The sequence below is a fragment of the Streptomyces sp. NPDC044063 genome (assembly GCF_056434285.1).
Genome location: NZ_JBWKFM010000012.1, coordinates 165,056 through 187,016 on the forward strand (window position 1 = coordinate 165,056; position 21,961 = coordinate 187,016).

Below are 21,961 nucleotides of genomic sequence, written 5' to 3' on the forward strand. Positions count from 1 at the left end.
AGTCCCTCGTCGCTCAGGTGTTGGGTCGCTTGCCGTGATTGGCCTTCTTCTTCTTGCGGGCGCGCCTCTTGTTGCCTCGAGTGGACATGACGGATCACTCCCTGGAGCTGTGGTCACTCCCGGTGACCGGCGTATTTCGCCGGATATCAGTGTATTTGCGGCGAGTGGGCTTCGCATCGGTCGGAGCGGCCCCGGGGCCGCTCCAGGGCCTCGCGCGGCGCCACCGGGCGGCGGTGTCGGGGGTCCAGCGGGGCGGCGTGGCGAGAAAGGGGATCATGGAGACAACGGTCCCCGGTCGGCGACGGCCGGTCCAACACCTGATCAGTGGTCATTCACGCGTTTGTGTTGTTGACTGCGTCGCGTGCCGTACGACCCGGAACCCCGTTTGTTGCGAGCCTTCGCCGCAGTCGCCGAGGAGCTCCACTTCACGCGCGCCGCGGAGCGCCTGTACATCGCCCAGCAGGCGCTGAGCCGGGACGTCCGGCGGCTGGAGAAGGCCCTCGGCACCACGCTGTTCACCCGCACGACCCGGGCCGTCTCCCTCACGCCCGAGGGGGCCCGGTTCCTGCCGTACGCCCGGCGCGTCCTCGCCGCCTACGACGAACTGGCGGCGGCGCGGGCCGGCGAGAGCAGGCCGCTCCTCGTCGACGTGGGAGGGCCCGTGTCCACGGGGCAGCGGGTGATGGCCGCCGCCCGGACCGCGGCGCCCGAGCTCGAGTTCGTCGCCCGCTGCCGCAGTGGCCTGAGCGGCGCCGCCGAGCAGCTCCTCGCCGGCGGGCTCGACGTCTCCTTCGGCCGGTTCGCGGGACTGGCCCCCGAGGTGCGGGACCGCCTCGACCACCTGCCGGTACGACTGGAGCGGATGGCCGTCCTGCTGCGCGACGACCACCCGCTGGCCGCCCACGCCGAGGTGCCGCTGGGGGCGTTGCGGGGCGAGACGGTGTACGCCGGTGCCGGGAACCCCGCCACCGCGGAGTGGACCGATCTCGCCCACCGGCTCTTCGAGAGGCACGGCATCGTCATGGCCGAGCCGTTCCCCGGCATCGAGGGCGCCGAGGAATTCGTCCGGCTCGTCCGCAAGCGGGGCTGGTCGGTCCTGGCGAGCGTGGAGTTCATCGAGGTGCCGGGGATGGTGCTGAGGCCCCTCGTCGACCCCGTCCCCCTGTCGCCGGTGTCGATGGTGTGGCGGCGTGGCCTGCGCCACCCGGGCCTCGACGTGCTGCGGACGGCCGCGCGGGAGCTCGGCGCGTCCGGGCGGTGGATGCGGGCGCCCGGCTCGGGATGGCTCCCGGAGGCCGACACGGCGGCGATGGGGACCACCGGGACCAGGTCCGGGACCGGGGCCGCGGTTCAGGTGTGACGGCCCCGGACCAGGGCGTTCACGCGGCGCGGCTCACAGGCTGATCAACCCGCCGGCGTTCCGTTCGAGGATCGCGTCCACCTGCGCGTCCGGCAGCCCGCAGTGCCGGACGTAGCCGGTGGCGGCCAGGAACTCCTCGCCGGCCTGGTACGGGAAGTCCGTCCCCAGGACCAGGCGGTCGGCGCCCAGCGACTCCGCGGCCGCCCACAGCGCCGGTACGTGGCCGTGCGCCACCGTGTCGTACCACATGCGGCGCGCCGTCACGCTGGGCTTCTCCGGCAGGTCGGGGGCCTCCCACTGGTACTGGTGGTCGGCCCGGTTCAGGACCATGGGGAGCGCCCCGCCCAGGTGGGAGAGCACGATCCGCAGCCGGGGGTAGCGGTGGGGGATACCGGCCAGGACCAGGTGCATCGCGGCGACGGTGTCCTCGACGGGAGCGCCGATCATCCAGGTGAGCCGGTGACCGGCGATGAGCGGGGACTCGGCCCCGGTGCCCGCCGGGTGCACGTACAGAACACTGCCGCGCCGGTCCAGCTCCGCGTAGACGGGCTCGAACGCCGGATCCGCCAGGGAGCGGCCCAGCACCGACGTCGTCGTGCACGCGCCCACCATGCCCAGCTCGCCCAGCGCGCGCTCCAGCTCCGCCAGCGCGGCGTCGGTGTGCGGGAACGGCAGCGCCGCGAACGCCCGGAAGCGGTCCGGATGGCGCCGCACCGTCTCCGCGTAGAGGTCGTTGGCCGTCCGCGCGGCGCGCACCGCGTGCTCGCGCTCGGCGAAGTGCGGCGACTGCGGCGGCACCGACAGCACCTGGTGCGAGACGCCGGCCGCCTCCATCAGCTCGAAGCGCCCCTCCAGATCCGCGTCCGAGAGGCCCGCGCCCAGCCCGCGCTGCGTGGCCGTGTCGGTCTTGCCGTACCCCTGGAGCAGATCGAGGTAGGCGTCCGTCCACACATGCGCGTGGAGATCGATCGCCATGGGAGGCCCCTCTCGTGAGAACGCGGGAATCCGGGAACCCCGAGTACCCCCTGCCTCACGTGAACCACGGTAGTCGAGGTCGTCCGACCCGGCGATCGCCCCGGTCCCTGGGCCGTGCGGATGAGTACGTGTACCGGGCGCGATCTGAGTACGCGCCCCGAGGCCCGCGGGCCGCTCCGGAGGGTTCACTGGGCCCATGAACGACCAGCAGACGCGCGCCGACGACGAACTCCGCGAGGCCTGGGCGGCGGCCAACGCCGCGGACGCCGCCGGCGCCGCCGCGAGCGCCCCCGCCCGCCCCACCGGCCCCGACGACCGTGACGTCAACGCCTCGGGAGCACCCGTCTGGGCCACGGTGCTCGCCGTCCTGATCGTCCCCGTGGCGGTGATGTTCGGCGGACTCGCCCCGATGGCCACGGACAGCTGCGGCCCGGACCACTGCTCCGACGCCCTGAACAATGCCCTCGACGCCGTGCTGGTCGGCCTGTACGCGACCTTCTTCGTCACCCCCGCGCTGCTGCTCACCGCCTGGGTGCTGCCCCGCAGGATGCGCTACGCGACGGCACGCAGGGCCAGCGCGTGGTGCGCGCTGCTGCCGCCGGTGATGGTGGTCCTCATGGTGTTCGGCCTGCCGGAGTGAGAGGTGACGGCCCGTCGCATGGTCCGCCTATACGGTGAATGAGCCGTCCGGGTGGACATCGGGTTCGACCCCTCGCCCTTTCGGCGTGGCGCGCCCACGCTGCTCCTGAGCGCGGTACCGCGGTCGTCCCGGCACGCGGGCCGCTGTCTTCAGGAAGGAAGACATCATGTCCCCTGTCGCTTCGGGTCTCCGGACCCCGCAGGATGACGTATTCGACCTCGACATCCAGGAGCTCGCCGCGGAGGCGCCGGAATCGTTCGCGGCGACGGACGGCGGGGCGACGTGCATCGCCGTCACGCAGTGCCAGCCCGTGACGTGCATCAGCTGCCCGACCCCCGCGTGCCCCTGAGCACGCTAGGCTCCCCTGCCCATGAGCGTGGTGCGATTCGTGGGACGAGTGCGTCGGATGGACAAGCCGGTGGCGATCGCCGTCGGGCTGGGGAACCTGCTGCTGTGCGGCGTGCTCTTCATGATGGCGATCGGCGGCGGCACGCCGTTCTCCGAGGAAGCCACCACGCGCGAGCAGGAGCTCGCGAACATGGACCGTACGGCCCTGACCTACGCGTACTGGCTCGGCGGCGGCTTCCTGGTGTTCTCCCTGTTCCGGATGAAGCTGGCATGGCGCACCCACATGGCCACGATGCTCGGTCTGCCCGTCGCGCTGCTCCTGCTCCTGGTGCTGTGACGACGTGGGAGCGGCTCCCCGGCGGCCGCTCCCACCTCGGCCACCGGCCTACTTGTCGGCGGTCAGCCGGCCCGCCACGCCCCAGCTGTCGGCGGGCACTTCGTGGATCCAGACCTGCACGGCCTCGGCCGGGATCTTCAGCGAGTCCACGAACGCGTCGGTGACGCGGGCCACCAGCTCGCGCTTGAGCTCGATGTCACGGGGACCCTGCTGGATGGTGACGATGGGCATGGCGCTCTCCTCTGTCCTGGGCGTCGCACCGGCCGTTCCGGGGCGTTCCGCCGTCAGGAACAGTTCATCGCGCGGGGCCCGCTCCGACCCAGACCCGAATCGCTCTCGCAGCGATCACGATCGCTGATCGCCGCTGGTCAAAGCGATTGGAGGCAGCGGAGTCGTCGGATCCGTCAGTGCCGTCAGTGCCGTAAGCGCCAGGTCGAGCAGTGGGGACGCGGCGCCGGAGGGGACCGCCAGCTCGACGGGGAGCCGCAGCCCGGCGCCGGCGAAGGGCACGAAGGCGACCCTGGGCACACGCATGCGCCGGGCGTTGCCGTCGTAGACCACCGTCCACATGGGGGCGCCCGAGCCGATCGCGGCGAGGGTGTCCTGGAGGCTGCTGGTCGACGGTCCGGGAACGGGCGCGAATCCGGCCCGCCGGCAGCCGTCGAGGACGAGGTCGACCAGCGTCGGGTGGTTGCGGCGCTCGGTGAGGCACAGGGGCAGCCCGGCGAGGTCGCCGAGCGCGAGGCTCCGCCGCCCGGCGAGCGGGTGCCGGGCCGGCACGGCCGCCACCAACTCCTCCTTCCACAGCGGGTGGTGGACGATGCCGGGCGTACCGTTCCGCTCGGTCGGGGCGCCGCGCACGAAGGCGGCGTCGAGCCGTCCGTCGGCCAGCCGGGCGAGCCGTTCGCGTACCGGGAGCGAGACCAGCTCCACCCGTACGTCCGAAGCATGCCGGTCGACGGCGTCGAAGAGCCGGTCGAGCCGGTCCCCGAGGCCGGTGACGGTGCCGAGCCGGAAGACGCCGTCCTTCCCGCCGGCGAGCCGCGCGGCCACCGCGAGGGCCGCGCTCTCGGCCGCCAGCACGGCCCGTGCGGCGGGCAGGAACTCCTCACCGGACGCGGTGAGCCGGACCGTTCGGGGCGTCCGGTCGAAGAGCTCCGTCCTCAGCTCCCGCTCCAGCCGCCGTATCTGCTGGCTGACGGCGGGCTGACCGATCATCAGCCGCTCGGCCGCCCGCCCGAAGTGCAGCTCCTCCGCGACCGTCACGAAGTAGCGCAGCTGACGCAGTTCCATGGTGCCCCCTGCCGATCGATCCCTTCGAGGCGATCCTGCCCGAGGGGTGCGGGGCATCGTCGTCCGGGCCCTGCCCTGTCATACCTGGCGGTCGGCGGTACGGCGTTCCGTCCGTACGATTTCCGCATGACCACTGAACACCCGGAACCCGTCCCGCGCAGTGCCCTGCGCGCCTCCCACGCCGATCGCGACGCGGTGGTGGACCGGCTGCGCGACGCGGCCGCCGACGGGCGCCTCGACGCCGACGAGTTGGACGAACGGCTCACCCGGGCGCTGACCGCCAAGACCTTCGGTGACCTGGACCCCCTGACGGCCGACCTCCCGCCCGTGCCCGGCGGGGACCCGGGCCGCCCACTGATGCTCAAGGGCGGCATGCACGGCGTGGTCCGCACGGGGCGCTGGCAGGTTCCCCAGCGGATCACGGCCCACGGCGGGGCGGGCGGCGTCAAGCTCGACTTCACCCGCGCCGACTGCCGGTTCTCCACGGTGGAGATAGAGGCGTACGGAGAGATGGCGGGGGTCGTCATCGTCGTTCCGCAGGGCTGGGCGGCGGACACCGACGACGTGGAGCCCTCCCTCGGGGGCGTGCGGAACAAGACCGAGCCCGAGCGGCTCCCCGGCACCCCCCTGCTGCACCTGACCGGCCGGGGAGGCATGGGCGGCATCGTCATCCGCCACCCCAACCGCTCGGAGCGCCGCAAGCTCAAGGAGCTGGAGGCGGGCTGACCCCGGGGCGCGGCCGGGCGCGGCCCGCTTCGGCGCGCGCATCCGGCGCGGAGCTGGTGTGCTGGATGACGGGGGTCCGTCGCGCGCATCCGGGAGAGAGCCAGATGAGTACCTACCGAGCCGCGCAGGTCTCCACCGCGGGCGGTGCGTTCGAGCTGGTCGAGCGCGAGGTGCCGGAGCCCGGCCCCTGCCATGTGCGGATCGCCGTGGACGCCTGCGGGATCTGTCACAGCGACGCCTTCTTCGTCCAGGCCGGGCTGCCGGGCGTCCGCTTCCCGCTGGTGCCCGGCCACGAGATCGCCGGACGGATCGAGGCCCTGGGCGAAGGGACGCACGAGTGGGGCTGGCGGACCGGTGACCGGGTGGCCGTCGGCTGGTTCGGCGGCAGCTGCGGCCACTGCGCGCCGTGCCGGCAGGGCGACTTCATCGTGTGCCGGAACCTCAAGGTGCCGGGCTGGGCCTACGACGGCGGCTTCGCCGAGACGGTGATCGCGCCGGTCGACGCGCTGGCCCGCATTCCCGACGCGCTGGCGGCGACCGACGCGGGGCCCATGGGCTGCGCGGGGGTGACCACGTACAACGGCCTGCGGCGCAGCTCCGCCCGGCCGGGCGACCTGGTCGCCGTCCTCGGCATCGGCGGTCTGGGCCATCTGGCGGTGCAGTACGCGGCCGCGATGGGCTTCGAGACGGTGGCCGTCGCGCGCGGGGCCGAGAAGGGCGACTTCGCCAAGCGGCTCGGCGCCCACCACTACGTCGACAGCACGGCGAAGGAGAGCGTCGGGGACGCGCTCCAGGCCCTGGGCGGCGCCAAGGTCGTGCTGGCCACCGCCGCGAACTCCGCAGCCATCACGGCCACCGCCGACGGCCTGGCGCCCCGGGGCGAGCTGGTGGTGATCGGCGCGGGTCCCGAGCCCCTGGGCATCACGCCGGTCCAGCTGATCATGAACGCCACGACCGTGCGCGGCCACCCGTCCGGCACCGCGCGGGACGTGGAGGACACCATGGCGTTCAGCGCCCTCCACGGCATCCGCCCGACCGTCGAGGCCGTGCCGCTGGAGAGGGCCGCCGAGGCGTACGACAAGATGCTGTCGGGCGCCGCCCGCTTCCGGATGGTCCTCACCACGGACCGCGGCACGGACCGACGATGACCACACCACGGGACCTGATGCTGCTCAGCCTGGACCCCGCGCCCAGCGGTCCGGTGGAGCAGGGCGACCTGTCCCTCGCCCTCGCCGGAGCCGAGGTGATCGACCTGCTCGGTGCCCGGACGGTCACCCTGGACGGCGACCGGATCGTGCCGGGCGAGGCCGGGGCCCCGGCCGGGATCCTGCTGGAACGGGCCGCGTCCGAGGTGGTCCGCGAGGCGCCGTACGAGCCGGTCGGCGACTGGCTGTGGCGCAGGGGCCGCGGCCTGTCCGCCGCCTACCTGGCCGCCTTCGAGGAGGAGGGCCTGCTCAGCCGGCAGCGCCGCCACGCGCTGTCGTCCCTGGGCAGGACCGAGGTGGTGGTGGCCGATTCCGCCGAGGCCCGCGCGGCGGCCGAGCGCTGGGAGTCGCGGGAGCCCGTCCTGACCGCCCTCGCCACGGCCCTCGGGGTCCACGGCGGGGGAGGGGAGGACGCCGGCGACTCCCCGGGCGTGGGCGACGACGCGCTGGACACCGTCCTGGCCGCCGTCAACGACGCGCTGACGGAACTGGAGGCCATCCGGCAGCGCCGCGCGATCGAGCAGGCCGCCTTCGACAACATCTGGCGGGGCGGCTGAGTCCCGGCCTTGGCCTTGTCCTCCCCGGACTCACTCCGAAGGAGCGTCGTCCCCCGCCGTCTCGTCGGCCGTCGCGCGCTTGAGGGCCATCCGGGCCTTCACCAGGTCCTGCCCGCTCAGATTCGCCCACCAGGGGTGGCATCCGACGGTGGTGGCCAGGTCCCGCTCGCGGTCGCGCAGTTCGTCGACCGCCCGCCGCTGCTCCTCCGACCAGCCGTCGGTCGCCGGACGCGACGTGGGATGCCAGCGGTCGCTCGCGTCGCTCCAGCCCTCGTGGGGCTCGACGGACCAGGGCAGCTCACTGAGCAGGGCGGACAGCTCCGCGCGCGTGCGGAGCAGCATGCGCTGCGCCTCAAGGAGGTCGCTCGGGTAGTCGTACGATTCAGCCACGAAGCGAAGTGTATATACGTTCGAATCTCGATGTCTCCGCAGCTCATGGAGATGTCACACGTGATCACTCGCCCGGAGCAGTCGCAATCCGGCCCGCGGGGCGCCTAGGGTCGCGCCCATGACGAGGACCACCCCGCCCCGCCCGTTCGACGTCGAGGCGCTCTTCCCGGAGCTCGCCGCGTACCGCGGCACGACCACCCGGCTGCATCCGCGGCCCGGCCGTCCCGGCGTGTCCGACAGCTCGGTGGGCGGGCCCATGCTGTGGCCGGCGGACGAGCCGTGGCCGGTGTGCCCCGAGGCCCACGGCCGCGGCCGTGGCCGCCGCATCGAGGACGTCCGCCGGGAGCGGGAGCTCAACGCCGCCGCGTGGGCCGACGACTCGTTCACGGGATTCACCGACGAGCAGCGGCTGCTGCTGGAGGAGCTGCGCCGCACGCATCACGACCCGCGGGCGCGCGAGACCGACCCGCTGCCGCTCATCGGCCTCGCCCAGCTGTACCGGCGCGACGTCCCCGACCTCCCCCCGGGCCCGGACGGCCACGACCTGCTCCAGGTGTTCGTGTGCCCCTTCGGCGCGCACGGCCCCGGTCGCTACGAGCCGCTGATCGACCTGCGACGGCGCCGATCGGCGGAGGTCGTCGGCCCGCTGTGGACCGTGCCACCGCTGCCCCGGCTCGTCGGCTCCGACGGGTACGTGCCCGAGCCGTGCGTGCTCCACCCGGAACAGGTGACCACCTATCCCTTCGCCGGCGTCCTGCCCGAGGACCTGTGCGCCCGGCTCGACGCCTGGGACGAGGCCCGCGAGGAGGAGGCCGCGCTGTCGAAGGTCCCGCTGTCGGTCGGCTACCAGTACGACCTGTCCATCCCGCCCGGCTGGCGCGTCGGCGGGTTCGCCTCCTGGCACAGGACCGACCCGTACCCGATGGACTGCACGGTCTGCGCGACGCCGATGGAGCTGCTGCTGACCGTCGACAGCGGCGAATGGGACGGCGGCAGCCGCAGCTGGCGACCGATCGAGGAAGGGGACCACACGACCCGCCGGGACGCCACGCCCACCGAGGTCGTCCTGGCCCGCGACGAGCTCAATGTCTTCACCTGCCCCGCCGACCCCGCGCACCCGCACCGCTTGAGCCTCCAGTAGGACGACGGGCGGCCGCGCGGCGGGCGATGAGGTGGAAGTGGCGGGCGATGCTCCGGTACGGGTCGACGCGGCCGGCCGCCCACTCGGCCTCCAGGGCCTGCTCGACGTCCTCGCCGACGGGCTCGTCGCCGAGGTGGTCCGTGAAGCACCGCACCCCGTACCAGCAGCGCGTCCGGACATCGTGCCCGGCGAGGACCCGGGCGACCCGCTCCCGGCTCACGCCCCGGCTGAGCACGCCGAGGCGCCCGTGCTCCACCGGCCCGCGCAGCGCCTCCAGGACACCGGCCCAGTCCCGTTCCAGCCCCGGGCGCATGGCCAGGGCGGTGTCCTGCTTGGCGAGGACGGAGACGAGACCGCCGGGGCGCACGCACCGGGCGAGCGCGCGCAGCAACGGCTCCGGGTCCTCCAGGTACATCAGCACGCCGTGGCACAGCACCGCGTCCCAGCCGGTGCCGGCCAGCCGCGGGGCCTGTTCGCCGAGGCCATGGCGGAAGGCGACGGTCCCCGGGGCGCTCCCGGCACGCGCCTCCCAGGCCGACCGGGCCCTGTCCAGCATGTCCTCGTCCGGGTCCAGCACGGTGACGTGGTGCCCGCGGCCGGCCAGCATCCCGGCCTGGACGCCGGTGCCGCCGCCGACATCGAGCACGCGCAGCGGCCCGGCCGGCAGGTGCTCGGCCAGGGCCCGGTCGACCAGGCGGTGACGGAGCACGCCGCGGAGCGTCGCGCTGTGACGGGCGTACACGTCGGCGAGGGGCTCGCCGTCGTAGGAGTCGTCGGAGTCGTAGGAGGGGTCGAGCCAGGTGTTCATCGACCCTCCGTGCGATGCGATGCGATGCGATGTGGTGCGGTGCGATACGACTCGTGCGAAGCGCCTGCCAGTATGAGGCCCGGGAGCGGGGCCGCGCGGGAGGCGGGGCGTTGCAGGTGACAACCAAAAGTTGTCGGCCTCGCTGATGGGTTGTTGGATCGCGGGACGGCCGCCGAGGTTGCATTTCCGGCATGCGACGACTGATTCCCACGGGGGAGGCGACACGTCCGGTCGCCTTCGCCGACGTACCCCAGCCCCTCCCGGAACCCGGCGAGGCGCTCGTCAAGGTCGAGGCGTTCGCGCCGAACCGGGGCGAGACGTTCCTTCTCGAACACCCCCGGCCGGGCCTGCTGCCCGGCAAGGACATCGCGGGCCTCGTCGTGCAGGCCGCGGCCGACGGCTCGGGCCCCGGCATCGGCACCCGCGTGGTCGGCCATCCGGCGCACGGCGGCTGGGCCGAGTACGCGGCCGTGCCCACGCACTCGCTCGCGGTGCTCCCGGACGGCATCGACAGCGTACGGGCGGCGGCCCTGCCCCTGGCCGGGATCACCGCCCTGCGACTGCTGCGCACGGCCGGCTCCCTGGCCGGCCGGCGGGTGCTGCTGACCGGCGCCTCGGGCGGCGTCGGCCACTACGTCACCGAGCTGGTCGTGGCGGCCGGAGCCGAGCTGACCGCGGTGACGGCCACCCCCGAGCGCGGCGCACGGCTCGCGGAGCTGGGCGCGGAGGTGGTGCACGAGGTCGCGGCGGCCCAAGGACCGTTCGACGTCGTGCTGGAGTCCACGGGCGGACCCGCCCTGCCGATCGCGCTCGCGAAGGCACGCCCGGGCGGCACGCTCGTGTGGTTCGGCCAGGCGAGCCGTACCCCGGCCACCCTCGACTTCTTCGACCTGCTGAGCGGCCCCGAGCGGGTGACGATCCAGCACTTCCACTACGCCGGCGCCCCGTACGGCGCCGACCTCGCGGCGCTGGTGCGCCTCGTGGAACAGGGGCGGCTGCACCCGGAGATCGGCCGGATCGCCGACTGGGCCGACACCGCCGACACGTTGGTCGATCTGCGTGAGCGCCGGATACGCGGCAAGGCCGTGCTGCTGACGGGAGGAGCGCGATGAGCGCGGTCGATGCGGCCGGGTTCGCCGCCGCGTTCGCCACCGCCCAGTGGGCACGCGCCACCGGCGCGGGCGTCGACCCCCACGAGTACGGGCGCGTCACCGCAGGCCTCGCCTCCGTCGACGACTGGGGACCGTCCTTCCTGCGCACCGGCCAGGTCTATCTGGAGCGCGCGGAGCACGCGACGTCCTCCGTCTCGAAGGGCGAGTACCTCCTGACGGCGGCCCGGTGGTTCCACGTCGCCACGCTCGCGCCGTACGCGGAGGCGCCGCGTGCCGCCGCCGAGGCCGACAGCGCCCTGGGCGGAGCGCTCGGCGTCCTGGAGCCGGGAGCGCGACGTGTGAGCGGCGAGGGGTTCACCGGCTGGCTGCGCGGCCCCGCCGACGCGCCCGGCACCGTGGTCGTCGTCCCCGGCCTGGACTCCGCCAAGGAGGAGTTCCTCGACCTGGTGTCCGCGCTGCTGGCCAGGGGACTGGCCGTGTTCGCGATGGACGGCCCCGGTCAGGGCGCGCTCGCCGCCACGACGACCCTCCGCCCGGACTACGAGCAGGTGGTGGGCCGGGTCGTCGACGCCCTCGGCGTCGCGCGCGTCGGACTGGTCGGCCTCAGCCTGGGGGGCTACTTCGCGGCCCGGACGGCGGCCCTGGAGCCGCGCGTGGCGGCGGTCGCGACCGTCAGCGGCCCCTTCCGCCTCGACTGGGAGGAACTGCCCCCGCCGGTGAAGGAGATCATGGCGCGGCGCACAGGAGGGCCCGAGGCCGCCCGCGCGTTCGCCCGCCACGTGGACCTCGCCGCCCTGGCGCCGCGCATCGCGGCCCCGCTGCTGGTCGTGGACGGAGGCGAGGACGTCATACCCGGCGTGACGAACGGCGAGTCACTGGCCCGCCTCGCCCCGCACGGTACGTATCTGTCCGTACCGCACGGCGACCACCTGCTGGGCAACGCCCGGCCGGACTGGCTGCCCCACGTCGCCGACCACATCACGCGCGCGCTGACGGGGGTGACCACGTAGTCGGACGGTCGCGGTGGGTGGTGGATCAAGGGTGTGGGTGTGGGGCCGGGCACGTGGGCCCCGTCACATACGAGGGTGGGTCGTAGGGCCGGAGGTCCCGATTGGGGCATTCCGGGGTGTTGGGGTGGGTGTTTTACGGGGTTTGGTCGTAGGTCACACCCTTTGTCAGGGGGTTTTCGGGCCGCTAACAATGGCTGGGTCGCACGGCGCCGTCGACCGAGAAACGGCGCTTCTCTTATGCGCCACGTCCGGCCACTGCGACACAAGCGATCGGAAAGGGTTTTAGTTCCTCATGCGTTCCACCGTCTCCGGCTATACCGCTCTGTCCAAGGCCCACAAGTTCTCCGCCGCCGGTCTCGTCACGGCTGCTGGTGCCGCCGCGCTGACGTTCGCGCTGGTGCCGCAGGCTTCCGCCGCCGACGCCCACACCACCGGTGGTGTGAAGACGGTGGCGCTGAGCGCGCAGGAGTTCGGTGTGACGCAGGACGGCGAGCTGGCCAAGGCCGCCGACGCCGCCGCCACCAAGGCGGGCGTGGACGCGAAGGCTGCGAAGACCGGTGCCGAGGCGAAGGCCAAGGCCGACCGTGAGCGTGCCAGCCGTTCCATCGAGCGCAAGGCCCTCAAGCCCACCCCCGCCGCCAAGCCCGCCGCCAAGGCTGCTGCCAAGCCTGCCGCTCCGGCGAAGAAGGCCTACGCGGACAACCTGGACGGCTGGATCAGCGAGTCGCTGGACATCCTGCACTCCAAGGGCATCCCGGCCTCCTACGAGGGCATCAAGCGCAACGTCATGCGCGAGTCCACCGGCAACCCGCGTGCGATCAACGACTGGGACGTCAACGCCGTCAACGGTGTGCCGTCCAAGGGGCTGCTGCAGATCATCGACCCGACGTTCAAGGCGTATCACGTCGAGGGCACGTCCTGGGACATCTACGACCCGGTCGCCAACATCACCGCCTCCTGCAACTACGCCGCCGACAAGTACGGCTCCATGGACAACGTCAACTCCGCGTACTGACCAAACCCAGAACGCACCAAGGGCGCAGCACCCGCAAGGGAGCTGCGCCCTTTCGTATTTCCGTAGCGTCCGCCACACGCGGCGCAACCAGTGGCGCCATGCCTCGTTTGACCGGATATGAAGAGACTCGTGACCCTCGGGATCCTCGGCGCGGCCCTGCTCGGCGCGGCCGCTCCCGCACACGCCGAAGCCCGTGCCGATGCCGACACCGACGCCCTGCGCCCGGCCCGCAAGCTCGCCGGAGTCGCCACGGACACCGTCTGCGGGACCGACCTGAGAGGCGTACCGGTGGCCAGCCAGTACAGCGGGGTCGTGTCGGGGGTCTGCAAGAGCAGTATGTGAAGCCTCAGCCGTGGGCAGGCACCGCCTGGTGTCCGTGCTGCTCGTAGAGGCGGTCGGCGAGCAGCGCGTGCGCGAGCGTGCCGCCCGCCCGGACGGCGGCGGTCACGAACGCGGTCTCGGCGAGTTCCTCGGCGGTGACGCCGTGCCGGCGGGCGGCGGCGGTGTGCACGTCCAGGCAGTAGGAGCACTGGGTGACGAGCGCGACCGCCACCGAGATCAGCTCGCGGTAGCGGCGCGGCACCGCCCCGTCCTCCCGGTCGACGGCCTGCTGGAAGGCGAGCCAGGCGGCGAACTCCGCCGGGGCGCCCTTGCCGACCGAACGGGCGCGGTGCAGGTCGTCGGGGTGCTGGTACATGTGCGGACTCCTGAGGAGACGAGGCGACAAGGCCATGAAAGGGGCGGCGGCGGGCCCGTCGCCCGGCGCCTGGCACCACCTCATCGCGAGTGCCGGGGTGCGGTCCAGGACCGATGGTGGGAGGGCGGTTCCGTTCTGGGTATCGTGCCTGGTCATGGACTTGCGGGCGTTGCGCTGTTTCGTCGCCGTGGCCGAGGAGGGCCACTTCGGCCGGGCCGCGGCGCGCCTGCACCTCGCCCAGCCGCCGCTCAGCCGCCGGATCCGGGACCTGGAGGCCGACCTGGGCTGCCGGCTGTTCGACCGGATTCCCACCGGGGCTCGGCTCACCCCGGCCGGCGAGGTACTGCTCGCGGAGGCCCGGGACCTCCTGGAGCGTGCTGAACGCGCTCGCGAGCGGGTTCGTGGCGCCGAGGCCGGGCGGGTCCTCGTGCTGGGCACGGTCGCCGGCGCGGGCCTGGAGGTCGGCCCGGCGGCACTGGCCGCCCTGCGGCGCGACCGCCCCGGCGTACGGGTACGCCTGCGCGAGGCACCGATCACCGACCCGACGGCCGGGCTGCGCGAGGGGTGGGTGGATCTCGCGCTGACCCGCCTGCCGTTCGACACCGCGGGCCTGACGGTCCGCCCGCTCGGCGAGGAGCCGGTGGTGGCGGCCGTCCCCGCGGACGACCCGCTGGCGGCGCGCGCACGCCTCGGCGTCGCGGAGCTGGAGGCCCGACCACGCTTCCGCCTGCCGCCCGGAACCGACGCCCGGTGGCGTGCCTACTGGCTCGCCGCCGAGGAGGACGCGCCCGGCCCGGTGGTGGCGTCGGTCGAGGAGTGCCTGCACGCCGTCGTCTGGGAGGGCGCGGTCGGTCTCCTCCCGGCCGGGGCCGCGCGGCGGCACGCCCGCCCCGGCATCGCCTACGTGCCCGTCGACGACCACCCGCCGAGCCGTATCGTCACCGCGCGCCGGGCGGCTGTGGCCGACCCGCTCGTCGACGCCCTCGCCGGCGCTCTCACCGAAGCCGCGCGGCACGTACGGTGACGCGGTGGCGGTGGCCGGAAGCGATTACATCGAGGTCCGATTCCCGCCAGTGGCGACGGCATCCGGTGGCAAGACTGGGCGGCATGCACGACACGGACAGCACATTGCTCAGCTACTTCGACACCGCGGCGGAGGGTTTCGGCGCTCGGTTACGGGCGGTACCGGACTCGGGTTGGGAGAACGCCACCCCGTGCACCGAGTGGAACGTGCGGCAACTGGCCGACCACATGGTCCAGGGAAGCCGCATCTACACGTCGCTCCTGCGCGGCGGCAGCGGCGCGGACTTCATGGCGAGCCTGGGCCAGGAGGCGCTCGACGGCGACCCGTCGGCCACGTACCGCGACGCGGTGGCCGAGTGCCGGGCGGCCTTCCGTACGGCCGGCGCTCTCGACCGGATCGTCGACTACCCGTTCGGCCCCGTCCCCGGCCGTCAGTTGCTCGGCCTGTACGTGGTGGACGCGATCACGCACACATGGGACCTCGCCCGCGCGCTACGGCTCGACGAGCGCCTCGACGCGGGCACGGTGCGCTGGATCCTCGACAACTTCGAGTGGATCTACCACGGCGTCAGCGAGAGCCCGATCGTGGACAGCGACCAGTACTACGGGGCGCCGACGAACCCGCTGTCGTCGGACGCGTCCGAGCAGGACCGCCTCCTTCACATGATGGGGCGCACGCTGTAGAGCGCGGCGGGCGGACTCCCCGGGAGGAGTCCGCCCTCAGCGGCGTGGGGCGGCCGGCCGGGTGGTCGTCAGGCGTACCAGCCCCAGTGCTTGACGCGCTTGTAGCCGCCGTCGGGGCAGTACATGCTGATGCCTCGGCGGTCGCCGAGCCAGGGCCCGTTGTTGTAGTTGAGCTGCTTGGAGTAGGAGCCCTTCTTGCACTGGATGCTCGCTCCGTAGCGAGCCGGGCCGTGGCCGTCGCACCAGATGTTGGCCGAGGTGCTGGTCTGCCAGTTGGTGTGGCACGTGGGGCCCTTGACGAGCGGCCGGCTCTGGGCGACGTTCCTGTCGGTGGTCGGCGCGGCCGCGCCGGCCGCGGGTGCCAGGAGGAGTCCGGCACCGAGGGCCACCGCGGCGGCGGTCGCCGGGACCCGGGCGTTCCATCGCATGATCGAGATCCTTCCCTGAGGGGATCGCTTCCGGTGTGTCCGGACGAACGGACCTGGTGCGCGTCCGGACACCGACGAGCTTCCGGCCTGCCGGCCCGCAGCCGCCAGTGAAGTCCTCTCGGTTGGGACATCGTGGGACGTCCCACTCGCTGACCAGCGCGAACGCCGGTGTCCCAGAGTGATGGCGGGGACGGGGGCAGGGACGCGGCGGCCCACTGCCGCCACTGCGTCCGGCCCGTCGTCTCAGTACCGGGGCCACGTGGGGCGGCGCCCGGCCACTGGTCCGGCCGGGCGCCGTGGGTCGCGGTCTCCTTTGAGTCGGCACGGAGGCCGCGCCTTCCGGACAGGAAGGGTTTCCCGACGCTCGAGGCGTCCTCGTGCCCCAGCATCCTCCGCCGGTGCGTGTCCGCGACGGAATGGGCGAAGTTCGCCCCTCAACGAGTTGTTATGCGGCATCCTTTGCCGGCGCATGTGCCGCGCGGGACCGATGTTCCCGGCTTCCATCCGATTGTTCCGTGATTTTGCGATCACATGACGTGCTCGGTCGTGTGCCTCCATGCTGTCGTCTCAGCCACCCGGGGCGCGCGTCGGCACCGCGCTCCAGGAGGTCTTCCGGACATTCATGCAGGAGAGGTTTTCCATGCTGAGGAAACAGATGTGGGCCGTCGTCATCGTGGTGACGGTCCTCGCGTGGACCGTGGTGATGGCCACGCTCGGCCAGGCCGCGGCCGTCGCCACACTCGTGCCGTCGCTGGGGCTGCTCGTCCAGCAGATCTTCCAGGCCACCGCCGGGACCGGCACTGGGCCCAGCGCCGGGAACACGTCCGTCGACACGGCCGAGCCGCCGGCCGCGGACCGGCACAACTCCCGTGGCGCCGAGGGGGAGACGCGGTGACGCACGGCGGGCCGGCCCGGGGCAGCGACGACCCGCTCAGTCGGCGCGGCGGCGACGATCCGCTGGGCCGGCGCGGCGACGACCCGCTCAGTCGCCCGGGACGCAAGCTCGGCCCCATCGCCGAGGGCGTGGGCACCGCCCACCGTGCCTGGCTGGAGCCGGTGCGCGCGAAGTATTTCGTCAGCGGTCTGAGCGTCAGCGACCTGGCGCAGCGTGCCGGCTGGGCGAAGTCGAAGGTGTCCGAGCTGCTGCGCGGCACCGGTCTCTATCCCACCTGGGAGATCACCTACGGACTCCTCCACGTCCTGGGCCTGCCCACCTGGCCGATGCTCCGCCTGTGGAGCGCCGCCGCGCTGGAGGCCCACAAGAAGCAGGAGTGGATCGACGGAAGCATCGAGAAGGTCGTCCTCTCCGCCGGCCCCGACATACCCCCCGTCCCGCACCGGGCGTTCGCCGACATCTACCGGCCGGCGTACACCTCGTACGCCGGCGTCTTCCTCGGCCCGGGCGACACCACCCGCGCCATCGACGAGACCTTCGACCTCCTATGGCTCCGCTGGGAGGAAGCCCTCGGCAGCGCCAACGTCCAGAAATTCGCGTGGCAGGTCCTGCGGTGCAGAGTGATGGCCCGTGCCCCGCACATCGACGGCTTTCCCCAGCTCGCCCTGGCCGCCTTCGACACCGTCGCGCTCCACCGGACCTCCGTCGCGCAGAGGTTCGCGCAGATCGAGGAATCCATCTCCCTCTTCCGGGCCGTCGGCCGTCTGCCCGAGCTCCAACTGGATGTGATCGTGCTCATGCACCTGCGCGGCATGAACTGCGGCCAGGCCGCCGACGTACTCGGTGTGTCCCAGGCCTTCATCCGCTCCGTCCACCGCCACGCCAGGCGCTCCCTGACCACCGCCCTCGACATCGGAGAGACCCGCCAGTGACCATCATCGACGAATTCCTCGCCCGGGCCCTGTTGCGCCAGCACGCCCGCACCAGGCCCGACGTCGTACCGGTCCGCGCGTACGACTCCACCGCGGCCGGGGGTGACGACGCGCTGCCGTGGCCGCCCCCGCCCGAGCCCGAGGGCCGCCACGACACCCTGCGCGGCTTCGCCCACGACCTGCACGCCCTGTGCGAGACGGTGGTCACCCACACCGCCGTCGCCTCGTTGCAGCGGTTCATCACCGACCGGCTGCCCGAACCCCGCGGAGCCCTCGTCCTGGGCTGCATCCTCCAGTTGAAGGACGACGACAGCAGCCGCCTGTGGTGGCAGTACGCCGCGGGCGCCGGCGACGACGTCGCCATCTACTGCCTCTACCTCCATCACCTGTCCCTCGGCGAGGACGACGCGGCCCGCTGGTGGCGGGACCAGATGCGTACCGACACCCAGCCCGCGGAACCCTCCGCCGAACAGACCCTCACCCTGCCCGACGGAAGCGGTGCCCCACGTACCGACTCCAGCATCTCCACCGTCCTGCGCGTCCTGTGCCAGCTCCTCAACCGGGCCGACCTTCCTCCCCGGCCCCGCACCGAGGCCGTCGACGCCGTCATGAGCTTCGTGCCCCAGGCCGTCGCCGCCGGCCATGTCCACAACGCGGACCTCGATCTACCGCTCCCCGGCCCCTTCTTCGCGGAACGTCTCGCCTGCCTCCTCGCCGCCGCGTCCTTCCTCGACGACGCACAGCTCGACGATCCGGGCCGGGGGGCCGCGGCCCCCCTCCCACGTCCCACCGAAGCACCCCACCTCGACCGCCGGCCCACCTCTCCGCCGGACCCGGCGCCACGCCCGGACCACGCGCGCACCCAGCAGATCAGACCGGGTGAAGTCGCCCGCGGCGGCTTCCGGTGGATCTGAGCCGCCGCGGCCCGCCCGGCGAATAAGGATTAGGCCCGAGCGCGCTTGTCCAAGAGAATCCCCGCGTGACCCAAACGACCGACAGCACCGCCTCCGCCCTCGCCGACGGCCTCCTGGCCGCGATCGACCCGCTGCCCTACCCCCGCCGCGCCCGGCACATCGCCCTGTGGGCGCGCGAGCGTGCCGTGGCCGGCGAACTGAGCGCGGTCCTGGCGGAACTGTCGCGGCGCGGCGCGTACGAGCACCGCGTCGCCGCGCTGGCCGCCGCCGCGGGCCACGACATCCACTGGCTGCGGGAGCGGCTGGCCGATCCCGACCCCCTGGTGCGGGCGCGGGCTGTGGCGGAGGTGCGTGCGGGGAGCGTGCCCGACGCCGCTGTGGTCGCGGCGCTGGAGGACGCCCCCACCGTCGTCCGGAGCGCGCTGGTGCGGGCCGTGGTCGCCGGGCGGCGCACGGAGCTCGCCGACGCCTTGATCCCTGTCCTGCGGGAGCGGTGGGGTGACGCCGAGGCGGTACGGCTGCTGCCGGCCTGTGGCCCGGAGACGGTCGGCGAGCTCCTTCCCGGCCTCTTCCACGCGGTCGTCCGATGGACGAACCTCGCCCGGTACCACTCCTCCGCCGTCCTCGACGAGGCCGAACGCAGGCTCACCGCCAGGTCCGAGGACAACCGGGAGGGCTGGTGGCGCCTGCACGCGACGGCCGTCGCGGCAGCCGTCGACACGGCCCCCTCGCGCGTGCTCGACCTGCTGGAGCGGCTGTGCCCCGGGCCGCTGCCCGAGCGGATCCACCGGCGGCTGGGACAGCTGGCCGCCACCGACCCGGAGGCCACGCTCCGGCTGCTGCTCGCCCCCGGCCGGGCGGAAGCGGACCTGCCGCGGGTCCAGCGGCCCGTGCTGCGCACCCTCATACGCCACCGGCCGCCCGGCTTCGACGATTTCGTCCGGGCGCTGGCCCACAACGAGCGGCCGCTCGTCCGCCTGCTGAAGCTCATGCCGCCCTCCGAGCGCTCCGCCTGCTACGACACCGCGATGCGCGGACGGCCCACGCGCTTCGCGAGCCTCTCCGACGCCCTCCTGGAGGTGCTGCCGAGGGAACGCCGGCAGGCCGAGGCGCGGCGGATGGCGGCGCAGGCCCACGAATACGGGGGGCACTTGCGGCTGGTCCTGTCGGCCGTGTCCTTCCTGCCGGTGGAGGAGGCGCGCGAGGAACTGCTGGCGGCCACCCGCCGCTCCGACGCCACGGAACGGGCCTACGCCTACCCGCTGCTGGTGCGCAACGCCGCCCTCACCCGCGACCCGTCCGCCGTGACGGAGCTGCTCGCCGGCCTGCGACGGCTGCGCAACGAACAGGAACCCGTACGGGCCCACGCCCTGAAGGCCATCGCCGCGATCCGCCCCGCGCTGTTCGCCGCCGAGGCGGCGCCCCACCTGGAACGCCTCGCGACGGACACGCTGGAGGCCCGGGACTTCTCCTGGAACGACCACCGCGCCCTGAGCGACCTGGCCCGCGCGCTGCTGCGCGAGCACGCCGCCGGCACGGGCGAGGAGCTGACGGACTGGGCCTACCGCACCCTCGCGCGGCTGCCCGGAGCCTCCGGAAGCTTCGGCGAGCACACGCTGCGGAAGGGGCAGGAGCACGAGCTGTTCGAGGCGCTGCGCCCGTCCCTCGAAGCGGCCGCCGGCCACGCCGACTTCACCGAGGCCCTCCGCCTGGCCGCGGCGCTCGGCGACCGCGCGCACGACATCGCGGGGCTGCAGTCGCTGCTGCGGCGCTGCGTCGAGCACGGCACGGCCGATGACGGGCGCAGGGCCGCCGACCTCTGGCTCGACGATCCCCGCACCCGCGACGACCGCATCGTCGAACTGCTCGCCCTGGACCCGTCGACGGCCACGTTCCCCGCGGTGATCGGTGCCCTCGTGGTCCGCCGCACCGACCTGCTCGACGTCCTCCTCGGCGACACCCCGCCCTACGGCCGCTTCCTCACCAAGGACCGGTACTGGCTGCCGCCCACCGGTCGGCACTCGGCCTTCTGGCTGCCGCGTCAGCAGGCGGCCGCCGCACGGGTGCTGGAGCGCACGGTGGCGGACACCAGCCTCCGCGTCCACGAGCGCGTGTACGCGCTGCGCCTGGCCGCGTACCTCCCGGAGCACGGCACCGACCTGCTGACGCGCTGTGCCGCGGACGGCGAGGTGCCGATCGCCGAAGCCGCGCTGGCGGCCCTCGGACGCACCGCCGACCCGGCCCGTCACCTGCCGCTGCTCCTCTCCCACGTGGGCGGGGACCGGGCGCGGGTCGCCGTCCCCGCCGCGTCCCGGGCGAGCCGGTACGCCGCGCCGTCCGGCCTGTCGGAGACGCTCCGCGGCCTGCTCACCGCGACCGCCGGGGTGAAGGTGACCAGCCGCAAGGAGGCCGCGAGGCTCGCCGCGTGCCGGCTGCCCGCGGAGCACGCCGTCACCCTCCTCGCGGAGGCCATGACCGTGCCCGGCCAGCACCACGACGTGCAGGCCGCCTGCGTCACGGTCACGACGGGGCTGCTGGCCCACGAGGCGGCCTGGGGGCTGCTGGAGTCCGCCGCCTCGGGGCGGCCGGAGCTGCGCCGGGCCGTCCTCCGTCCCGTGCCCGGTGACCTGCCCGAGCGATACCGGCGCCGGTACGCGGGCCTGGTGCGGACGGTGTGCGTCACGGACGACCCCGAGGTCGCGCGCGAGGGCTACAGAACGCTCGGAACGTGGTCGCACTGGGCACCCGAGGCCATGGACCTGCTGGTCGCCGCCGTCACCGACCTGGACAACCGGGCGAGCTGGCGGTCCGCGGCCCGTGCCCTGTGCTCCTACGTCGCCTACGCGCCCTCGGGCACACCGGACCTCGCCCCTCTCACCCGCGCCCTCACCGCGCTGATCGAGGCGGACTCCCTCCCCGGCACGCCCGACGCCGAGGAGGACCGCGACCGGCCCGCCTTCCGGCGCGTCCAGCACCTGACCACGATCCTCGCCGAGCTGGGCGGCGGCTGGCAGCGGCGCACGGTCGGGGCGGCGGCGCCGGTCGTCGCCGACCTCCTCACCGCCGCGGGCCCCTACGCGCCCGAAGCCGCCTCCCTCCTGGCCCACACCGTCGACCCGCACGCGGGACCGGACGAGCTCGCGGCACAACTGACGCGTCTCGCCCGGGTCCACGAGGGCCGCCCCGCCCTCGCCGTCCGCACGGCCGACACCCTGATCGCGCGCATGCGCATGGGCCGCCGCGGCGACGACACGGCGCTGCTGCACGCCGCCGGCGTCCTGACCGCCGACGGGGGCCACGCGGCCGGGCTGTTCGCCCTCGCACTGACCGTGTCGGGCAATCGGCGCGGCGCTTCGGACGGCGGCGTCGACTGGACCACCGCACGGCGCGACCGGCTGCGAGCACTGCGCCGGCACCCCCACGCCGAGGTACGGGACGCGGCTCTGAGGACGGTCACGGCGGAGGAGTAAC

At 73.7% G+C, this 21,961-nt stretch carries 26 protein-coding genes; 18 read left to right on the forward strand and 8 right to left on the reverse strand.

Annotated features, from left to right (window positions below; all coding sequences use genetic code 11):
• Positions 1-13: 13 nt before the first annotated feature.
• Positions 14-88, reverse strand: a complete 75-nt coding sequence (locus AC07BS_RS17255) for a 50S ribosomal protein bL37 (RefSeq protein ID WP_381671703.1) — start codon at positions 86-88, stop codon at positions 14-16.
• A gap of 273 nt (positions 89-361) precedes the next feature.
• Here AC07BS_RS17255 and AC07BS_RS17260 point away from each other — a divergent pair, with 273 nt between their 5' ends.
• On the forward strand, positions 362-1,360 hold the full coding sequence (locus AC07BS_RS17260) for a LysR family transcriptional regulator (protein WP_478932959.1): 999 nt from the start codon (positions 362-364) through the stop codon (positions 1,358-1,360).
• A 33-nt stretch (positions 1,361-1,393) separates the two neighbouring features.
• Here the strand turns inward: AC07BS_RS17260 and AC07BS_RS17265 are convergent, their stop codons facing one another.
• Positions 1,394-2,335 (reverse strand): amidohydrolase family protein, encoded by a 942-nt coding sequence (locus tag AC07BS_RS17265; RefSeq protein WP_478932961.1) that lies wholly within the window; start codon positions 2,333-2,335, stop codon positions 1,394-1,396.
• Between the two features lie 196 nt (positions 2,336-2,531).
• Between AC07BS_RS17265 and AC07BS_RS17270 the strand changes: the two genes are divergently transcribed.
• The 3 genes from AC07BS_RS17270 to AC07BS_RS17280 all read left to right on the forward strand — a co-directional run bounded on the left by AC07BS_RS17270 (position 2,532) and on the right by AC07BS_RS17280 (position 3,660).
• Positions 2,532-2,975, forward strand: coding sequence for a hypothetical protein (locus AC07BS_RS17270; protein ID WP_478643292.1), 444 nt, complete (start codon positions 2,532-2,534; stop codon positions 2,973-2,975).
• Between the two features lie 166 nt (positions 2,976-3,141).
• Entirely contained in the window at positions 3,142-3,324 is a 183-nt protein-coding gene (locus AC07BS_RS17275) for a hypothetical protein (RefSeq protein WP_478643290.1), read from the forward strand.
• A gap of 39 nt (positions 3,325-3,363) precedes the next feature.
• Positions 3,364-3,660: a hypothetical protein gene (locus AC07BS_RS17280; protein ID WP_478643288.1), complete on the forward strand. Its 297-nt coding sequence runs from the start codon at positions 3,364-3,366 to the stop codon at positions 3,658-3,660.
• A 48-nt stretch (positions 3,661-3,708) separates the two neighbouring features.
• Here the strand turns inward: AC07BS_RS17280 and dmpI are convergent, their stop codons facing one another.
• A complete protein-coding gene (gene dmpI / locus AC07BS_RS17285) occupies positions 3,709-3,891 on the reverse strand; it encodes a 4-oxalocrotonate tautomerase DmpI (protein ID WP_478643287.1) in 183 nt (60 codons plus the stop codon).
• A 114-nt stretch (positions 3,892-4,005) separates the two neighbouring features.
• Complete coding sequence (locus tag AC07BS_RS17290) at positions 4,006-4,953, reverse strand: LysR family transcriptional regulator (protein WP_478932964.1); 948 nt, start codon at positions 4,951-4,953, stop codon at positions 4,006-4,008.
• Between the two features lie 126 nt (positions 4,954-5,079).
• Here AC07BS_RS17290 and AC07BS_RS17295 point away from each other — a divergent pair, with 126 nt between their 5' ends.
• The 3 genes from AC07BS_RS17295 (at position 5,080) to AC07BS_RS17305 (ending at position 7,441) form a co-directional block, all read left to right on the forward strand.
• A complete protein-coding gene (locus AC07BS_RS17295; protein ID WP_478643283.1) occupies positions 5,080-5,679 on the forward strand; it encodes a DUF1707 SHOCT-like domain-containing protein in 600 nt (199 codons plus the stop codon).
• 104 nt (positions 5,680-5,783) lie between these two features.
• On the forward strand, positions 5,784-6,827 hold the full coding sequence (locus AC07BS_RS17300) for an alcohol dehydrogenase (protein ID WP_478932967.1): 1,044 nt from the start codon (positions 5,784-5,786) through the stop codon (positions 6,825-6,827).
• A complete protein-coding gene (locus tag AC07BS_RS17305; protein WP_478643278.1) occupies positions 6,824-7,441 on the forward strand; it encodes a GOLPH3/VPS74 family protein in 618 nt (205 codons plus the stop codon). The genes AC07BS_RS17300 and AC07BS_RS17305 overlap by 4 nt, the downstream gene beginning before the upstream one ends.
• A gap of 30 nt (positions 7,442-7,471) precedes the next feature.
• On the opposite strand, the gene AC07BS_RS17310 is transcribed toward AC07BS_RS17305, so the two are convergent.
• Positions 7,472-7,831 (reverse strand): hypothetical protein, encoded by a 360-nt coding sequence (locus AC07BS_RS17310; RefSeq protein WP_478932969.1) that lies wholly within the window; start codon positions 7,829-7,831, stop codon positions 7,472-7,474.
• A gap of 118 nt (positions 7,832-7,949) precedes the next feature.
• Between AC07BS_RS17310 and AC07BS_RS17315 the strand changes: the two genes are divergently transcribed.
• The gene (locus tag AC07BS_RS17315) at positions 7,950-8,972 is read left to right on the forward strand and encodes a hypothetical protein (RefSeq protein WP_478932971.1); all 1,023 of its coding nucleotides are present in this window, start codon (positions 7,950-7,952) and stop codon (positions 8,970-8,972) included.
• On the opposite strand, the gene AC07BS_RS17320 is transcribed toward AC07BS_RS17315, so the two are convergent.
• Positions 8,923-9,780: a methyltransferase domain-containing protein gene (locus AC07BS_RS17320; RefSeq protein ID WP_478932973.1), complete on the reverse strand. Its 858-nt coding sequence runs from the start codon at positions 9,778-9,780 to the stop codon at positions 8,923-8,925. The genes AC07BS_RS17315 and AC07BS_RS17320 overlap by 50 nt on opposite strands.
• A gap of 191 nt (positions 9,781-9,971) precedes the next feature.
• Here AC07BS_RS17320 and AC07BS_RS17325 point away from each other — a divergent pair, with 191 nt between their 5' ends.
• The 4 genes from AC07BS_RS17325 to AC07BS_RS17340 all read left to right on the forward strand — a co-directional run bounded on the left by AC07BS_RS17325 (position 9,972) and on the right by AC07BS_RS17340 (position 13,259).
• Positions 9,972-10,892, forward strand: coding sequence for a zinc-binding dehydrogenase (locus AC07BS_RS17325; protein ID WP_478932975.1), 921 nt, complete (start codon positions 9,972-9,974; stop codon positions 10,890-10,892).
• Positions 10,889-11,902 (forward strand): alpha/beta hydrolase family protein, encoded by a 1,014-nt coding sequence (locus AC07BS_RS17330; RefSeq protein WP_478932977.1) that lies wholly within the window; start codon positions 10,889-10,891, stop codon positions 11,900-11,902. Before AC07BS_RS17325 ends, AC07BS_RS17330 begins: the two co-directional genes overlap by 4 nt.
• A gap of 292 nt (positions 11,903-12,194) precedes the next feature.
• Entirely contained in the window at positions 12,195-12,917 is a 723-nt protein-coding gene (locus AC07BS_RS17335; RefSeq protein WP_478932979.1) for a transglycosylase SLT domain-containing protein, read from the forward strand.
• Between the two features lie 129 nt (positions 12,918-13,046).
• A complete protein-coding gene (locus AC07BS_RS17340) occupies positions 13,047-13,259 on the forward strand; it encodes a hypothetical protein (RefSeq protein WP_478639364.1) in 213 nt (70 codons plus the stop codon).
• A gap of 4 nt (positions 13,260-13,263) precedes the next feature.
• Here the strand turns inward: AC07BS_RS17340 and AC07BS_RS17345 are convergent, their stop codons facing one another.
• Entirely contained in the window at positions 13,264-13,614 is a 351-nt protein-coding gene (locus AC07BS_RS17345) for a carboxymuconolactone decarboxylase family protein (RefSeq protein ID WP_478639361.1), read from the reverse strand.
• A 154-nt stretch (positions 13,615-13,768) separates the two neighbouring features.
• On the opposite strand from AC07BS_RS17345, the gene AC07BS_RS17350 reads away from it, so the two are divergent.
• Positions 13,769-14,638, forward strand: a complete 870-nt coding sequence (locus AC07BS_RS17350; RefSeq protein ID WP_478932981.1) for a LysR family transcriptional regulator — start codon at positions 13,769-13,771, stop codon at positions 14,636-14,638.
• An 83-nt stretch (positions 14,639-14,721) separates the two neighbouring features.
• Positions 14,722-15,321 (forward strand): TIGR03086 family metal-binding protein, encoded by a 600-nt coding sequence (locus tag AC07BS_RS17355; RefSeq protein ID WP_478639358.1) that lies wholly within the window; start codon positions 14,722-14,724, stop codon positions 15,319-15,321.
• 68 nt (positions 15,322-15,389) lie between these two features.
• Here the strand turns inward: AC07BS_RS17355 and AC07BS_RS17360 are convergent, their stop codons facing one another.
• Entirely contained in the window at positions 15,390-15,749 is a 360-nt protein-coding gene (locus AC07BS_RS17360; protein WP_478639357.1) for a hypothetical protein, read from the reverse strand.
• A gap of 640 nt (positions 15,750-16,389) precedes the next feature.
• Here AC07BS_RS17360 and AC07BS_RS17365 point away from each other — a divergent pair.
• From AC07BS_RS17365 to AC07BS_RS17380, 4 genes are all read left to right on the forward strand, one after another.
• Complete coding sequence (locus AC07BS_RS17365; protein WP_478639355.1) at positions 16,390-16,644, forward strand: hypothetical protein; 255 nt, start codon at positions 16,390-16,392, stop codon at positions 16,642-16,644.
• Positions 16,641-17,576: a sigma factor-like helix-turn-helix DNA-binding protein gene (locus AC07BS_RS17370; RefSeq protein ID WP_478639353.1), complete on the forward strand. Its 936-nt coding sequence runs from the start codon at positions 16,641-16,643 to the stop codon at positions 17,574-17,576. The genes AC07BS_RS17365 and AC07BS_RS17370 overlap by 4 nt, the downstream gene beginning before the upstream one ends.
• Complete coding sequence (locus AC07BS_RS17375) at positions 17,573-18,490, forward strand: hypothetical protein (RefSeq protein ID WP_478639352.1); 918 nt, start codon at positions 17,573-17,575, stop codon at positions 18,488-18,490. The genes AC07BS_RS17370 and AC07BS_RS17375 overlap by 4 nt, the downstream gene beginning before the upstream one ends.
• A gap of 65 nt (positions 18,491-18,555) precedes the next feature.
• On the forward strand, positions 18,556-21,960 hold the full coding sequence (locus AC07BS_RS17380; protein WP_478932985.1) for a hypothetical protein: 3,405 nt from the start codon (positions 18,556-18,558) through the stop codon (positions 21,958-21,960).
• Position 21,961: the final 1 nt, after the last annotated feature.

What these genes read in the sequence shown, in the direction of transcription:
- AC07BS_RS17265 (WP_478932961.1), bottom strand. Translation starts at nt 2,335, where the DNA reads ATGGCGATCGATCTCCACGCGCATGTGTGGACGGACGCCTACCTCGAT.
- AC07BS_RS17270 (WP_478643292.1), top strand. Translation starts at nt 2,532, where the DNA reads ATGAACGACCAGCAGACGCGCGCCGACGACGAACTCCGCGAGGCCTGG.
- AC07BS_RS17275 (WP_478643290.1), top strand. Translation starts at nt 3,142, where the DNA reads ATGTCCCCTGTCGCTTCGGGTCTCCGGACCCCGCAGGATGACGTATTC.
- dmpI (WP_478643287.1), bottom strand. Translation starts at nt 3,891, where the DNA reads ATGCCCATCGTCACCATCCAGCAGGGTCCCCGTGACATCGAGCTCAAG.
- AC07BS_RS17290 (WP_478932964.1), bottom strand. Translation starts at nt 4,953, where the DNA reads ATGGAACTGCGTCAGCTGCGCTACTTCGTGACGGTCGCGGAGGAGCTG.
- AC07BS_RS17295 (WP_478643283.1), top strand. Translation starts at nt 5,080, where the DNA reads ATGACCACTGAACACCCGGAACCCGTCCCGCGCAGTGCCCTGCGCGCC.
- AC07BS_RS17300 (WP_478932967.1), top strand. Translation starts at nt 5,784, where the DNA reads ATGAGTACCTACCGAGCCGCGCAGGTCTCCACCGCGGGCGGTGCGTTC.
- AC07BS_RS17305 (WP_478643278.1), top strand. Translation starts at nt 6,824, where the DNA reads ATGACCACACCACGGGACCTGATGCTGCTCAGCCTGGACCCCGCGCCC.
- AC07BS_RS17315 (WP_478932971.1), top strand. Translation starts at nt 7,950, where the DNA reads ATGACGAGGACCACCCCGCCCCGCCCGTTCGACGTCGAGGCGCTCTTC.
- AC07BS_RS17320 (WP_478932973.1), bottom strand. Translation starts at nt 9,780, where the DNA reads ATGAACACCTGGCTCGACCCCTCCTACGACTCCGACGACTCCTACGAC.
- AC07BS_RS17325 (WP_478932975.1), top strand. Translation starts at nt 9,972, where the DNA reads ATGCGACGACTGATTCCCACGGGGGAGGCGACACGTCCGGTCGCCTTC.
- AC07BS_RS17330 (WP_478932977.1), top strand. Translation starts at nt 10,889, where the DNA reads ATGAGCGCGGTCGATGCGGCCGGGTTCGCCGCCGCGTTCGCCACCGCC.
- AC07BS_RS17335 (WP_478932979.1), top strand. Translation starts at nt 12,195, where the DNA reads ATGCGTTCCACCGTCTCCGGCTATACCGCTCTGTCCAAGGCCCACAAG.
- AC07BS_RS17345 (WP_478639361.1), bottom strand. Translation starts at nt 13,614, where the DNA reads ATGTACCAGCACCCCGACGACCTGCACCGCGCCCGTTCGGTCGGCAAG.
- AC07BS_RS17350 (WP_478932981.1), top strand. Translation starts at nt 13,769, where the DNA reads ATGGACTTGCGGGCGTTGCGCTGTTTCGTCGCCGTGGCCGAGGAGGGC.
- AC07BS_RS17355 (WP_478639358.1), top strand. Translation starts at nt 14,722, where the DNA reads ATGCACGACACGGACAGCACATTGCTCAGCTACTTCGACACCGCGGCG.
- AC07BS_RS17360 (WP_478639357.1), bottom strand. Translation starts at nt 15,749, where the DNA reads ATGCGATGGAACGCCCGGGTCCCGGCGACCGCCGCCGCGGTGGCCCTC.
- AC07BS_RS17365 (WP_478639355.1), top strand. Translation starts at nt 16,390, where the DNA reads ATGCTGAGGAAACAGATGTGGGCCGTCGTCATCGTGGTGACGGTCCTC.